The sequence below is a fragment of the Micromonospora sp. NPDC002389 genome, assembly GCF_040296095.1.
In the GTDB taxonomy this organism is placed as follows: Bacteria; Actinomycetota; Actinomycetes; order Mycobacteriales; family Micromonosporaceae; genus Micromonospora.
The window spans coordinates 509,055-522,172 of the sequence record NZ_JBEOWP010000001.1 but is presented as its reverse complement, the minus strand read 5'-3'; the positions used below and the strand labels follow the sequence as shown (position 1 = coordinate 522,172).

The following is a 13,118-nucleotide window of genomic DNA, read 5'->3' as shown; positions in this document are numbered from 1 at the left end:
CCCCGGGTGCTCCTCGGGGGCAGCCGACAGCGTGGGCCGTTGCCTCAGCGGTAGTTGTTGAACTGCAGGGCGACGCCGAAGTCCTCGCCCTTGAGCAGCGTGATGACGGCCTGCAGGTCGTCCTTCTTCTTGCCGGTGACCCGAAGCTGGTCACCCTGAATCTGCGCCTGGACTCCCTTGGGGCCCTCGTCGCGGATCTTCTTGCTGATCGCCTTGGCCTTCTCCTGGTCGATGCCCTGAATCACCTTGGCATCGATCTTGAAGATCTTGCCCGACGGGCGCGGGTCGCCCGCGTCCAACGACTTCATCGAGATGTTGCGCTTGACCAGCTTCTCCTTGAAGACGTCCAGCGCGGCCCGCACCCGCTCCTCGGTCTCCGCCTGAAGGCTGATCGCCTCCTCGCCCGACCAGGAGATCTCCGCGCCGGTCCCCCGAAAGTCGAACCGCGTCGCGAGCTCCTTCTCCGCCTGGCGAAGGGCGTTGTCGACCTCCTGACGGTCGACCTTGCTCACGATGTCGAACGACGGGTTCGCTGCCATGCTCATGCTCCTGCTGTCTGGCTGGTTTGTGATCCTTTGCCCCCGATGCCCAGGGGTACGACTCCCTGACGGTACCCGGTTGCGGCCGAGCCGGGGGTAGCCGCTATCCTTGCTTCCGCTGCTGCGCCACGGTGCGGTGGCACGCCCTGGCGGGTTGCCCGAGCGGCCAATGGGAGCGGACTGTAAATCCGTCGCGAAAGCTTCAGAGGTTCGAATCCTCTACCCGCCACCAGGTGCGACAACGGCCCCTGACCAGCAGAGATGCTGATCAGGGGCCGTTCTCGTTGAGCTAGCTCCGTCCGGCTGAGTCCAGCCCGTTGCGCCCCTGAGCGACTTCCTGGGCCGAGTCCCCTTGCCGCCGGGGATTGACGCGAGCTGTCAGGATCCTCGTCGTGAGGGCGGCTGCCCGCCTGCCGTCGGTAGCTGTGTGCCCGGCACCGTAGAAGGCATGGCGGTCCGCCGCCGGCTGGCTCACCCTAAGGTCGAGGAGGTTGCGTGAGCACTCGGCTCGTCCGAGCGGGGATGGCGGGCATCCTTGTTCTGGCACTCGCTGCCACCGGCTGCGTTTCGCCGTTCTTGGCCTCTGACCAGCTTGGCGATGACGTGTTTGCCCAGACGAGTAGCTACGGCTGGGGAGGGTCCTTCGATCTCGGTTATCGACTTACGGACGGCATCACAATCGTTCGGATCGACAAGGGGCCGGTGACGATCAAAAGCATCGAGCCGGTCATGCACGGCGACTCGGTTCGCCTTCTTGGTGCCCAAGTGCGGTTGCTCACGGCGTCCCGTGGATCGCCGGTGGTGGACTCTGAGGGCTGGCCGCCGACTCACCCTGACCTTGACGGTGCGGAGGACGCGGCCGGGTTCGTCATTCCCGATCCTGGAGCCGTTGATCCGGTCGATCATCCCCACGGCACCGTGCACATCGAGATTCTGCTCGGTTACGAGTTCGTCGGGGAGGGCCGGGCGGTCCGACGCGGGGTGAACGTGAAGTACGAGGCCGGCGGCCGGCAGCGGAAGGTCTTCCTGGGGAGTTACATGGCGGTGTGCGCGCCTGCGGCAGTGCAATGCCAGCACGAGGACGAGAACGGGCCGGTGCCACTCGACACCTCGGCACCCTGATCTTGCTGGGCGTGGCCACATCGTGTGCAGGTTGATCGAATCGTTTCGTGGTTCGGTGCTGGCGATGCGAACGAGGGTGGGAATGCCGTGAGCGATGACGGCGGGCTGGAACTCGCAGAAGAACTGATGTTTTGTTCCCTCGAAGACTCACCGCGATCCCTGCGGGAAATCGGCTGGGCTGAGGTGCCGTCACGGCAGCGGGTGGCTGCGGTCCTCGGGCCGGGCCTGGTCTCGTTGTTGGCCCGCGGTTTCGTCGAGGTGCGCCGCTTCGACGGCTGGCCGTCGCGGTGGGAACGAGGCGTCCCGGCGGGCGGCCGGATCGGGTTCGCGCTCGATCGGGCGGCGCACGATCGGCGTCCCGGCGAGGAGTGGTGGTGCCATGACTCGACCGGCGGCATCCTCGGCCTGCGGGCTGTTCTCCGGGTGGCAGGTCAACGCGAGTTCGTCCAGCGTGCCCGGCAGCCAACGGCGTCGTGCTGCCGACCCGTACGCGACTCCACGCCTTTATCGAGTACGGAATCGGGGTCCGATAATGCGGAAGCTGTCGGTACCTCCAGCCGGGTCGAGGTCGGGTAGCGGTGAACCGGGAAGGTCGTATTCTTCGTCCGGCCGCTGGTCAGCGAGGACGCCGATGTCTCGGACGTCGGGAGCCGGTACCCGACACTTCTCCTCGCCGTACCCGTGAGCAGCACCTTCGTGCAGGTTGGCACGATTCGGCCATCCATGGGGGTGACTGCGATGGTGTGTTCGGCCTACTCTGGGTTCGTGCAGCTCCACAGCGTGCCGTTCGCCCTCGCCGGGTGGGGCGTCGGGCTGGCGGTGCTCTACCTGGTGATCCGGCTGGCTGTCCGGCACGCGATGGAGGACGCGGACCGACGCAGGGCGGAAGAGCGGTCACAGACGCGGGGTGACTGATCGCTCACGATGGCGTGATAGGAGGTCTTCCGCCATTCCGCATTATCCGGTCAAAAGTATTCTTCGCCATTGTCCGCTAGATCCGCTACGCCACCTAAGTAGGGAATGGGTGGTTGGTGTCTTCTTCTCTAGTGGCAACGGCACTGCCAGCGCTGACCTGCCCGGACGTTGTACGGCGCGGGTACGTAAGTGCCGTGCCGGACGACATCCGGACCAACATCAGGTCTGTGAACTTTCCACCGGCCGACTCGCTGTGGCACCATCGTGGGACCTCCATCGCGTTCCCATCACCCCACTCAGGAGCACAGATGTCTGCTCGACGTTTGGGCCGGCTACTCGGCTCCCTCTTGCTCGTTACCGGCCTGGTTCTCGCGACGAGCACGGTCGCGGAGTTCGATGTCAGGGCGAATGGTCTCGAGTGGAACATGCCGACGCTAGGGTCGCTGATCCCCTGACGGGACTCTCCGCTGGCCCCGTTGCTGCCCGGCCCGCAGCACCCGGTGCTGCGTCCGGGCATCTCCGGGATCCGCTGAGTTCAGGGTCGCTAGGGGAGCCATGACGCCTCGCCCCCGCCCCATCCGACGGCGGACGGAGTACGCCTGGCTGGTCACCGGGCCGCTGGCGCTCGGTGCTGTCGTCTTCTCGCTGATCCTCGGGCTGACGACGTCCCCCGCACTGGGGGACTGGCCGATGACGTTGCTGCTCACGGCGGCGATGGTGGCTGCCGCGCTGCCGACCATCAACGTCGTGGTGCGGCGTCAGGCGCTCGCCGCCACGCCGACCGAGATCCCGCTGGTCGTCGCCCTCTATCTGCTGCCACCGCTGTCGGTGGTGCTGGCGTACACGGCCGCCGCCATCGTGGTGCAGATCCGGCGCAAGCTGCTGCCGGCGAAGTTCTGGTTCAACGTCGCGCTCGCGGCGATAGCGACATCGTTGGCGACCGTGGTCTACCACGTCCTGCCGCAGCCGGGCGGCGTCGGCCCGGGTACCTGGGCGGTGCTGACCGCCGCGGTGGGTGCGCACACCCTCGTCGCGCTGGCCGCCGTGGTCGCGGTGGTCTCCGTGGTGCAGGGCTGGCAGGCCGGGCGGGAGATGCTGCGGGCGGCGCCGCCGATGCTGCTCGCGGTCACGATCAACCTCGCGATCGGCCTGGTGATCATCATCGCGCTGGAGGGCACGCCCTGGGCGGTGTTCCTCTTCGCCGGTCTGGGTATCGCCTTCGCCCTGGTCTACGGCTCGTACGCGCAGTTCTTCCGGCAGCACCGCACGGTCGCCGAGATGTACGAGTTCACCAAGGGGATCACCGAGAGCGGCCCGGACGGCAACCTCATCGACGCCCTGCTGGTCCGGATCCGCAGCCTGATGCAGGCGGAGTCCGCCACCCTCTGGTTGCCGGCCCAGGGCCGCCACCCGGAGGTGCTGCTGACCGCTCAGGAGGGCAAGCCCGGCCTGTTGGACTCCACGCACAGCCCGGCCGCGTTGCGGGACGTCGCGGTGGCCCGGCAGGAGACCGTGGCGGTCAGCAGTCGGCTGGGCGGCGACGACCCGGAGCTGCGCGACACGCTGGAGTCGACCTCGGTCAAGGACGTGATCGTGGTGCCGCTGCGCTCCGGCAAGGCGGTCATCGGCACCCTTGAGGTGACCAACCGGCTCGGCGACACCAACTCGTTCCGGGCTGCGGACGTGACGGTCTTCGAGACGGTCGCCGCGCACGCGGCGGTCGCCCTGGAGAACTCGCGCCTGGTCGACCGGCTGCGGCACGACGCGTACCACGACGGGCTCACCAAGCTGCCCAACCGTCGCCGGATCCTCGGTGCGCTGACCGAGGCGGTCCGGATCCGGGCGCCCGGCGAGGTGGTGGCGCTGCTGCTCTTCGACGTCGACCGTCTGCGCCAGGTCAACGAGTCCCTCGGGCACGCCGCGGGGGAAAAGGTCCTGGTCGAGGTCGCCGACCGGCTGCGTGGATGCGTACCCTCGGCGGCCCTGGTCGGACGGGCCGGCGGCGACGAGTTCCTGGTGACCCTGCGTCTGGAGAGCGCCGAGGCGGCGGTGGAACTCGCCGGCCAACTGCGCGAGCAGATCCGGGACGAGATGGTCTTCGACGCCCTCACGCTGGACGTGGACACCGCCGTCGGCGTGGTGGTGCATCCGGATCACGGGAGCGACCCGGCGACACTGCTGCAACGGGTGGACGTGGCGGCGTCGGCCGCGAAGTCGGTCCCGGGCAGCGTGCAGCTCTACACGCCGGCCCTGGAGTCGCGGGCGCTGCACCGGCTGGGTCTCGCCGGTGACCTGCGCAGCGCCTTGGACAACGGCGAGCTGGAGATCTACTACCAGCCGAAGGTGACGCTGCGCGACCGGCGCCTGGTGGGGGTGGAGTGCCTGGCCCGGTGGGAACACCCCACACACGGCACGGTCGCCCCGCAGGACTTCGTCGCGGTGGCCGAACACACCGGCCAGCTCGGCCGGCTCACCGAGTTCGTGCTGCGGGAGGGGCTGCGCCACAGCCGCGACTGGGCGCACGGCGGCCAGTCGCTCGCCGTCGCGGTCAACATCTCCGCGCGTACGCTCAACGACCAGCACTTCCCGGAGCGGGTACGCGAGCTGCTGGCCGAGTACGACGTACCGGCGCAGCTGTTGACCCTGGAGATCGAGGAGGCCGGGGTGCTGGACGGCACCGACCGGCCCATCCCCACCCTGCGCCGCCTGCGGGACCTCGGCGTACGGCTCTCGGTGGACGACTTCGGCACTGGCAGTTCCTCGCTGGCCCACCTGCGCCGCTTGCCGGTACACGAGGTGAAGGTGGACCACTCCTTCGTCCAGGGCATGGCGACCGATCCCGGCGACCTGGCGATCGTCAACGCCGTGGTGACCCTCTCCCAGCAGTTCGGCCTGACCGTGGTGGCCGAGGGGGTGGAGAGCGAGCTGACCCTGGAACTGCTCCAGGACATCGGCTGCGAGATCGGCCAGGGATTCCTGTTCAGCCGCCCGTTGCCGTACGAGCGGCTGGAGGCATGGTTCGGCGCCCAGGTCGATCCGGAATCGATCACCGACAACGAGCTGCCGCGCCTGCGAGTGGTGCCCTGAGCTGGGCGTACAGCGTCCCTGGGGATCCGATTTCACCAGCGCGGTGGGGCCGTGTACTCTTACCTCTGCGCGGCCACCGAGTGATCGCGCAGGCCCCCTTAGCTCAGTCGGCAGAGCGTCTCCATGGTAAGGAGAAGGTCTACGGTTCGATTCCGTAAGGGGGCTCAGAGGGTCCGGCTGGGCCCACCACGGCGGTGTAGCTCAGATGGTAGAGCAAGCGGCTCATAATCGCTGTGTCGCCGGTTCAAGTCCGGCCACCGCTACTCTCGTCCGTCCGGAGCATTCCGGCGGTCGGTGGGACGGGCGCCATGGGCGCCCGCTTTGCGTGTCCGCCCTGGTGGTGCGTACGCTGTAGCGCTGTAGTTGTATCCGTTAGCGAGGAAGGCACTCCGCCGTGGCGAAGGCGACCGATGTCCGGCCGAAGATCACTTTGGCGTGTGTGGAGTGCAAGGAGCGCAACTACATCACGCGCAAGAACCGCCGTAACGACCCGGACCGCATCGAGCTGAAGAAGTTCTGCCCCCGGGACGGTCGGCACACCGTTCACCGCGAGACCCGCTGATCCGTCCGGGCCGCTCGGCCCGGATCGATGCGTACCACGATCGCCGGTTCGTGCGGCGGCGCGGCCCTCGGGCCGACGTCGACCGCGCGGATCGGCGATCGTGCGTTGCGTGTAGGTTCGCGGCATGTCCCTGGACCACTCCTTCGTCGGCCGCAGTTTCCCGCCGACCGCCCCCTACCAGGTGGGCCGCGAGAAGATCCGTGAGTTCGCGACGGCGATCGGGGCCACCGATCCCGCCTACCACGACCCGGAGGCGGCCCGAGCCCTCGGCCATCCCGACGTGGTCGCGCCACCGACCTTCCCCGTGGTGATCACCATGGCCGCCAGCCGCCAGATCGTCGAGGACCCGGCCCTGGGCGTCGACTACAGCCGGGTCGTCCACGGCGACCAGCGCTTCGCGTACACCCGCCCGGTGGCGGCCGGCGACGAGCTGGTCTGCGTCAACTTCGTGGAGGACATCACCAGCCGGGGTGGTCACGAGTTCCTGACCACCCGGACCGAGGTCAGCACGACCGCCGGCGAGCCGGTGGTCACGGTCTGGTCCAAGCTCGTCGTACGCGGGGAGGCCTGACATGGAGCTGACCACCCAGACGTTCCGAGTGACCCGGGCGGACCTGGTCCGCTACGCCGGTGCCTCGGGCGACTTCAACCCGATCCACTGGAACGACCGGTTCGCCACCAAGGTGGGACTGCCGGGGGTGATCGCGCACGGCATGTTCACCATGGCGCTGGTCGGCCGGGCCGTCACCGCCTGGGCCGGTGGACCCGACGCGGTGGTCGACTACAACGTCCGGTTCACCCGCCCGGTGGTGGTGCCGGACGACGACCAGGGCACCGAGATCGTGGTGACCGCAGTGGTCCGCGAGGTCACCGAGGAGGGCCTGACCAGGCTCGACATCACCGCCACCTGTCAGGGCGAGAAGGTGTTGTCGCAGGCCCGGGCCATCGTGCGGATGGCCGGCTGACCGGCACCGTCCACCACGATCGGCAGACCGGTTGGGAAAGTCGGGTCGGTACCCGTACACTGGTCCGCCGTGGGGCAAGTGACTCCTGCCTGGTCGTGTGACCTGGTGGGACGAGCGTTGCCGCACAGGGGTGTAGCTCAATTGGCAGAGCAGCGGTCTCCAAAACCGCAGGCTGCAGGTTCAAGTCCTGTCACCCCTGCGCCTCAGGCCTGACCGTTCCGTGGGTCGCGTCATCAACCGGTGGCGTGCGGCCCGTGGTGGTGGCATCGGCGGAGAGGTTCCGAGGCATCGGGGCCCCTCCGGTTGATCCGCCGGCCGCGGCCCGTCCCGGGACGGTTGGTCCGGCCGGCGTGACCAGCGCCGCGTACGCGCGTACCGCGTGCGACCCCGACATCCCGCGACGGAGGGCGAAGTGGCCGACAACAAGCGGCGCGGCGAGGACGCCGACGACGACCGCCTGAACGACGAGGTGGTCAACGACGGTGACGGTGCCGACGACGACGCCACCGACGCGGACGAGCCGGTATCGCGGGGCGGCACCGCCACCCGTGAGCGGGCCAAGGCGGATTCCGCCGACAGCCGGTCGAAGACGCGGGCCGATGCCGAGAAGGTGGGCCTGTTCGGCCGCGTCGCGCGTTTCATCCGCGAGGTCGTGGCCGAACTGCGTAAGGTCATCTGGCCGACGCGCAAGGAGCTGCTGACCTACACGGCCGTGGTGGTCGCATTCGTCGCGATGATGCTGACGATCGTGGCCGGCCTTGACTACGCCTTCGCGAAGGGCGTGTTGTGGGTCTTCGGCAACCCCAGCTGACCGGCTGACTGTGCCGATAGTGACGGAAGTGAGCAAGCGTGCCTGAGTACGACGAGACCGCCGAGACCCCGGACGAGCAGTCCACGGTGGCGACGGCGGCGAACGACGAGTCGGTCGAGGCCGCCAGCGAGCCGGAGTTCGCAACCACGGAGCCCGCACCCGACGAGGACTACGACCCGGTTGCGGAGCTGCGGCAGAAGCTGCGCTACGCGCCGGGCGACTGGTACGTGGTGCACTCGTACGCCGGCTATGAGAACAAGGTCAAGACCAACCTCGAGACCCGGATCACGTCCCTCGACATGGAGGACTACATCTACCAGGTCGAGGTGCCGACCCGGGAAGAGGTCGAGGTCAAGAACGGCAAGCGGTCCCAGGTCCAGGCGAAGGTCTTCCCGGGCTACATCCTGGTCCGGATGGAGCTGACCGCCGAGTCCTACTCCTGCGTGCGCAACACGCCCGGGGTGACCGGCTTCGTGGGTGCCACGGACCGGGCCGACCGTCCGGCCCCGCTGAGCCTCGACGAGGTGCTGAAGTGGCTGGCGCCATCCGTCGAGACCGAGCAGAAGAAGGCCAAGCCGGAGATCAAGGTCCTCGACTTCGAGGTCGGCGACTCGGTGACGGTCACCGACGGCGCCTTCGCGTCGCTGCCGGCCACGATCAGTGAGATCAACGCTGACCAGCAGAAGCTCAAGGTGCTGGTGTCGATCTTCGGCCGGGAGACGCCGGTGGAGCTGAACTTCAACCAGGTCGCCAAGATCTGATCGCGTCGAGGCGTCGGCGACGACCCCTGGGGTCGTCGCCGACGCTCGTCGTCGCCCATCTGGTCCGGCTCGCCCCATCGGGGCAACCTCTGTGAGCGGGCGGATTCCGGCCTGCGCTACCCTAGAACGTCGCCGCCGTCCCACACGCGCTGACCGTGCGCGCCCGACGGCGACGTCGGTGCGAACATTTCCCAGTTCCAAGCCCCAGGAAGAGACATGCCTCCGAAGAAGAAGCTCGTCAAGACGTTCACGCTTCAGCTGCCGGCGGGCCAGGCCACCCCGGCGCCGCCGGTGGGCCCCGCGCTCGGTCAGCACGGCGTGAACATCATGGAGTTCTGCAAGTCCTACAACGCGCAGACCGAGTCGCAGCGGGGCGATGTCGTCCCCGCCGAGATCAGCGTGTACGAGGACCGGTCCTTCACCTTCGTGCTGAAGACCCCGCCCGCCGCCCGGCTGCTGATCAAGGCCGCTGGTGTGGCGAAGGGCTCGGGCGTCCCGCACACCCAGAAGGTCGGCTCGGTGACCCGCGCCCAGCTGCGTGAGATCGCCGAGAAGAAGATGGCCGACCTCAACGCCAACGACCTCGACCAGGCTGAGAAGATCATCGCCGGCACCGCCCGGTCGATGGGCCTGAACGTCACCGACTGATCTCGGTCACCAGCGACCCGTACGGATCGTGGGAGGGCGCGCGAGCACCGCGGCCCGCCAGAAACCACAGGAGTAGACAGAAATGCAGCGCAGCAAGAGCTACCGCAAGGCCGCCGAGGTCATCGACCGGTCCAAGCTCTACACCCCCGCCGAGGCCGTGAAGCTGGCCAAGGAGACGACCAACGTCAAGTTCGACGCCACGGTCGAGGTCGCCATGCGCCTCGGCGTCGACCCCCGCAAGGCGGACCAGATGGTCCGCGGCACGGTCAACCTGCCGCACGGCACCGGTAAGACCGCCCGCGTGATCGTCTTCGCCGCTGGCGCGAAGGCCGAGGAGGCCGTCGCCGCCGGTGCCGACGAGGTGGGTACCGACGAGCTGGTCGCCCGGATCCAGGGCGGTTGGTTGGACTTCGACGCGGCGATCGCCACGCCGGACCAGATGGCCAAGATCGGCCGGATCGCGCGGATCCTGGGCCCGCGCGGTCTGATGCCGAACCCGAAGACCGGCACGGTGACCATGGACGTCACCAAGGCGGTCGCGGACATCAAGGGCGGCAAGATCACCTTCCGGGTGGACAAGCACTCCAACCTGCACCTGATCATCGGCAAGGCCTCGTTCTCCGAGACCCAGCTGGTGGACAACTACGTGGCGGTCCTGGACGAGGTGCTGCGGGCCAAGCCGTCCGCGGCGAAGGGCAAGTACCTCAAGAAGGTCACCCTCACCACGACCATGGGCCCGGGTGTGCCGATCGACCCGAACCTGGTGAAGAACCTGCAGGAGGGCTCGGCCGACAGCTGAGCAGGACGAACGCCTCGAAGGGGCCCCGCCACGACCGTGGCGGGGCCCCTTCGCCGTGACCGACGTGGCATGCTCGCCTGATGCGACTGGAGGACGTCTGGCTGCGGTACCGCCGCACCGGTCCCTGGGTGCTTCGATCGGTGACGATCGAGATCGCGCCCGGCGAGGCGGTGGTGGTGCACGGGCGCAACGGCGCCGGCAAGTCGACGCTGCTGCAACTCGTCGCCGGGATCCTGCCTCCGTCCCGGGGTCGGGTGCGCGACCGACCGGCCGTGGTGGGCTGGGTACCGGAACGTTTTCCCGCCGACCAGCCCTTCACCGTCGAGGGGTACCTCGAGGCGGCAGCCCGGGTGCGTGGACTCGCTCGTGACGAGGCGGGCCGGGCGGTGCACCACTGGGTCGAGCGCCTCGGTCTCGGACCCTTCCGGACCAGCAGGCTGCCCCAGCTCTCGAAGGGCACCGCGCAGAAGGTCGGCCTGGCCCAGGCACTGCTGCGCCCGCCGGGACTGCTCGTCCTCGACGAGCCCTGGGAGGGACTGGACGCAGCCGCCCGCGAACTGGTCCCCGAGGTGGTGGGCGAGGTGCTGGCCGAGGGCGGTGCGGTGCTGGTCAGCGACCATCGTGGTGAGACGGCCCGACTGCCTGGGGCCCGGCAGTGGGCCGTCGACGCTCAGACGGTGACCGAGGGGCCGTGGGCCGGTGCGGAGGCCACCGTCGTGGTGGAGGTGGCGGTCCCGGCTGCCGGCGTCGCCGACGCCGTGCGCCGGCTGCGCGCCGACGGTCACCGCGTCCTCCGGGTACGCGGACACGACGCCTCGACGCCGGTCACCGGACCTGTGGCCGGGGTGGCGCCGTGATCGCGCTGGTTCGGTTCCGGCTTGCGGGCTTCCTGCGTACCGGACGGGCGCTGGCACCGGTCCTGGCCGGCCTGCTCGCGTTGGGCATCCTCTACGGCGGTGGCCGCGCCGAGCCGGCCGAGGCCTACGGCGTGTCGGCGGTGGTCCTCTTCCCGGTCCTGGCCTGGCAGACCAAGATCCTGCTGGACGTGGAGCCGGACGTGCAGCGCCGGCTGGCCGTGGTCGCGCTCGGGCCGACGCGGGAGTGGGCGGCCGGGCTGCTTGCCGCGGCGACCGCAGGTCTGGGCTTGATCGCGGTCGCGTTGGTGATCCCGTGGCTGCTCGGCGGGATGGCCGTGCCGACCGGACCGGACGACCGGTCGATCGTCGCCGGCCTGGCGCTCGGCCTCTGGGCGCACCTGATCGCCCTGCCGGCCGCCGTGGCGCTCGGTGCCCTCGCCGGCCGGGCGGTCACGCGCAGCGCCGGGTACGGCGTCGCGGTACTGGTCCTCGGTGTGGTCCTTGCCCTGGTGCTCGGCCGCGTCGACCCGGTGCTCCGGTGGCTGGCGCCACCGTTGCTGACCACCGCGCGGGCGCTGGCCGGGTCCCTGTCGTGGGCGACCGGGGTGCTGGTGACCGCCTGGGCGCTCGGTTGGGCGGCCATGCTTCTTGCCGGTTGTCGGCGGGCCCGCCATCGGCGTGCCTGACGTTCACCGTCCGTGGTGACCGAGCGCACTCCGGGGCGATTTGGCGGCTACCGGGAGTAGGGCGTAACCTAGGCCGCGAAGTTCCACCCAGAGACCGCTGGTCACCGTGCCCCGGCACGGTCGAAGGTCCGCGAAGACGGGCGACCCGCGTAGGGCGGCAAGCGAAAACTGGCAGTGTCCCGTGGTCCGCCGACTGCGATGATCTCCGCCGACCTCGCCCCGTGCGCCCTGCGCCGGGGCTTTTCTGTTGCCGCGATGCCTCCGTCCCCGTCACAGGCGCCTGTCTGCGACGGTGACCAGCCTCGAGTAACGAGAGAGGAGGGACATGGCGGACAAGCCGATCCGGGCCGACAAGGCCACGGCCGTTGCTGAGCTGACGGAGAACTTCCGCAGCGCGGGTGCCACCGTGCTGACCGAGTACCGCGGTCTGACGGTTTCCCAGCTCACCCAGCTGCGGCGCTCGCTCGGCAAGGAGACCACCTACACCGTCGCCAAGAACACGCTGGCCAAGCGTGCTGCGGCAGACGCGGGTATCTCCGGCCTCGACGAGCTGTTCACCGGTCCTACCGCGCTGACTTTCGTTTCGGGCGACGTCGTCGAGGCGGCGAAGGGGCTTCGCGACTTCGCGAAGTCCAACCCGAAGCTCGTCATCAAGGGCGGCGTCTTCGAGGGCAAGGCCATTTCCGCGGCCGAGGTCACGAAGCTCGCCGACCTGGAGTCCCGTGAGGTGCTGCTGGCCAAGCTGGCCGGCGCGATGAAGGGCAACCTGAGCAAGGCCGCGGCCCTGTTCCAGGCCCCGCTGTCGAAGACCGCCCGTCTGGCGGCCGCCCTGCAGGACAAGAAGCGTGAGCAGGAGGGCGCCGAGGCGGCCTGAGGCCGCGCGGCGCATCCACGTTCTTAGTTAACCATTCAGAAAGGACGCCAGATATGGCGAAGCTCAGCACCGAAGAGCTGCTCGACGCGTTCAAGGAGATGACGCTGATCGAGCTCTCCGAGTTCGTGAAGCAGTTCGAGGAGACCTTCGAGGTCACCGCTGCCGCCCCGGTCGCGGTGGCTTCGGGCCCGGCCCAGGGTGGCGCTGCCGCCGAGGCCGAGCCGGAGAAGGACGAGTTCGACGTCATCCTCGACGCCGACGGTGGCAAGAAGATCCAGGTCATCAAGGTCGTGCGTGAGCTGACCGGCCTGGGCCTCAAGGAGGCCAAGGACCTGGTCGAGGCCGCCCCGAAGGCGATCCTGGAGAAGGTCAACAAGGAGGCCGCCGACAAGGCCAAGGCCAAGCTGGAGGGCGAGGGCGCCAAGGTCACCCTCAAGTGACCTGAGCCTCACCCGGGCGTCCCGGCTCACGTGAGCCGGGGCACACCCACAT

General features: G+C 69.0%; 16 protein-coding genes and 4 tRNA genes. 19 read left to right on the top strand and 1 reads right to left on the bottom strand.

Annotated elements, in window-relative coordinates; genetic code table 11:
• Positions 1-44: 44 nt before the first annotated feature.
• On the bottom strand, positions 45-539 hold the full coding sequence (locus ABT008_RS02415; RefSeq protein ID WP_350692913.1) for a YajQ family cyclic di-GMP-binding protein: 495 nt from the start codon (positions 537-539) through the stop codon (positions 45-47).
• A 148-nt stretch (positions 540-687) separates the two neighbouring features.
• On the opposite strand from ABT008_RS02415, the gene ABT008_RS02410 reads away from it, so the two are divergent.
• The 19 genes from ABT008_RS02410 (at position 688) to rplL (ending at position 13,066) form a co-directional block, all read left to right on the top strand.
• Positions 688-771: transfer RNA gene (locus ABT008_RS02410), tRNA-Tyr, on the top strand.
• Between the two features lie 263 nt (positions 772-1,034).
• Positions 1,035-1,661: a hypothetical protein gene (locus tag ABT008_RS02405; RefSeq protein ID WP_350692911.1), complete on the top strand. Its 627-nt coding sequence runs from the start codon at positions 1,035-1,037 to the stop codon at positions 1,659-1,661.
• An 87-nt stretch (positions 1,662-1,748) separates the two neighbouring features.
• The gene (locus ABT008_RS02400; RefSeq protein WP_350692909.1) at positions 1,749-2,237 is read left to right on the top strand and encodes a hypothetical protein; all 489 of its coding nucleotides are present in this window, start codon (positions 1,749-1,751) and stop codon (positions 2,235-2,237) included.
• 189 nt (positions 2,238-2,426) lie between these two features.
• A complete protein-coding gene (locus tag ABT008_RS02395) occupies positions 2,427-2,576 on the top strand; it encodes a hypothetical protein (protein ID WP_350692907.1) in 150 nt (49 codons plus the stop codon).
• Between the two features lie 555 nt (positions 2,577-3,131).
• On the top strand, positions 3,132-5,663 hold the full coding sequence (locus ABT008_RS02390) for a putative bifunctional diguanylate cyclase/phosphodiesterase (protein WP_350692905.1): 2,532 nt from the start codon (positions 3,132-3,134) through the stop codon (positions 5,661-5,663).
• A gap of 92 nt (positions 5,664-5,755) precedes the next feature.
• A tRNA-Thr gene (locus tag ABT008_RS02385) sits at positions 5,756-5,828 on the top strand.
• Between the two features lie 25 nt (positions 5,829-5,853).
• Positions 5,854-5,926: transfer RNA gene (locus ABT008_RS02380), tRNA-Met, on the top strand.
• A gap of 131 nt (positions 5,927-6,057) precedes the next feature.
• Positions 6,058-6,225 (top strand): 50S ribosomal protein L33, encoded by a 168-nt coding sequence (gene rpmG, locus ABT008_RS02375; RefSeq protein WP_007073056.1) that lies wholly within the window; start codon positions 6,058-6,060, stop codon positions 6,223-6,225.
• Positions 6,226-6,349: 124 nt separating this feature from the next.
• Positions 6,350-6,796 (top strand): FAS1-like dehydratase domain-containing protein, encoded by a 447-nt coding sequence (locus ABT008_RS02370; protein ID WP_350692903.1) that lies wholly within the window; start codon positions 6,350-6,352, stop codon positions 6,794-6,796.
• A 1-nt stretch (position 6,797) separates the two neighbouring features.
• Complete coding sequence (locus ABT008_RS02365) at positions 6,798-7,190, top strand: MaoC family dehydratase (protein WP_350692901.1); 393 nt, start codon at positions 6,798-6,800, stop codon at positions 7,188-7,190.
• Positions 7,191-7,316: 126 nt separating this feature from the next.
• Positions 7,317-7,389, top strand: a tRNA-Trp gene (locus ABT008_RS02360).
• 213 nt (positions 7,390-7,602) lie between these two features.
• Entirely contained in the window at positions 7,603-8,001 is a 399-nt protein-coding gene (gene secE / locus ABT008_RS02355) for a preprotein translocase subunit SecE (protein ID WP_350692899.1), read from the top strand.
• A 38-nt stretch (positions 8,002-8,039) separates the two neighbouring features.
• Entirely contained in the window at positions 8,040-8,762 is a 723-nt protein-coding gene (gene nusG / locus ABT008_RS02350) for a transcription termination/antitermination protein NusG (RefSeq protein WP_131052801.1), read from the top strand.
• Positions 8,763-8,978: 216 nt separating this feature from the next.
• Entirely contained in the window at positions 8,979-9,410 is a 432-nt protein-coding gene (gene rplK / locus ABT008_RS02345; protein ID WP_131052802.1) for a 50S ribosomal protein L11, read from the top strand.
• Between the two features lie 82 nt (positions 9,411-9,492).
• Positions 9,493-10,209 carry a 50S ribosomal protein L1 gene (gene rplA / locus ABT008_RS02340; RefSeq protein WP_131052803.1) on the top strand — a complete coding sequence of 239 codons (717 nt, stop codon included), beginning with the start codon at positions 9,493-9,495 and terminating at the stop codon, positions 10,207-10,209.
• A gap of 80 nt (positions 10,210-10,289) precedes the next feature.
• Positions 10,290-11,066 carry an ABC transporter ATP-binding protein gene (locus ABT008_RS02335; protein ID WP_350692897.1) on the top strand — a complete coding sequence of 259 codons (777 nt, stop codon included), beginning with the start codon at positions 10,290-10,292 and terminating at the stop codon, positions 11,064-11,066.
• Complete coding sequence (locus ABT008_RS02330; RefSeq protein WP_350692896.1) at positions 11,063-11,752, top strand: hypothetical protein; 690 nt, start codon at positions 11,063-11,065, stop codon at positions 11,750-11,752. Before ABT008_RS02335 ends, ABT008_RS02330 begins: the two co-directional genes overlap by 4 nt.
• Before the next feature lie 325 nt (positions 11,753-12,077).
• The gene (gene rplJ / locus ABT008_RS02325; RefSeq protein WP_350692895.1) at positions 12,078-12,626 is read left to right on the top strand and encodes a 50S ribosomal protein L10; all 549 of its coding nucleotides are present in this window, start codon (positions 12,078-12,080) and stop codon (positions 12,624-12,626) included.
• 53 nt (positions 12,627-12,679) lie between these two features.
• Positions 12,680-13,066 carry a 50S ribosomal protein L7/L12 gene (rplL, locus tag ABT008_RS02320; RefSeq protein WP_350692893.1) on the top strand — a complete coding sequence of 129 codons (387 nt, stop codon included), beginning with the start codon at positions 12,680-12,682 and terminating at the stop codon, positions 13,064-13,066.
• The last annotated feature ends 52 nt before the right edge of the window (positions 13,067-13,118 follow it).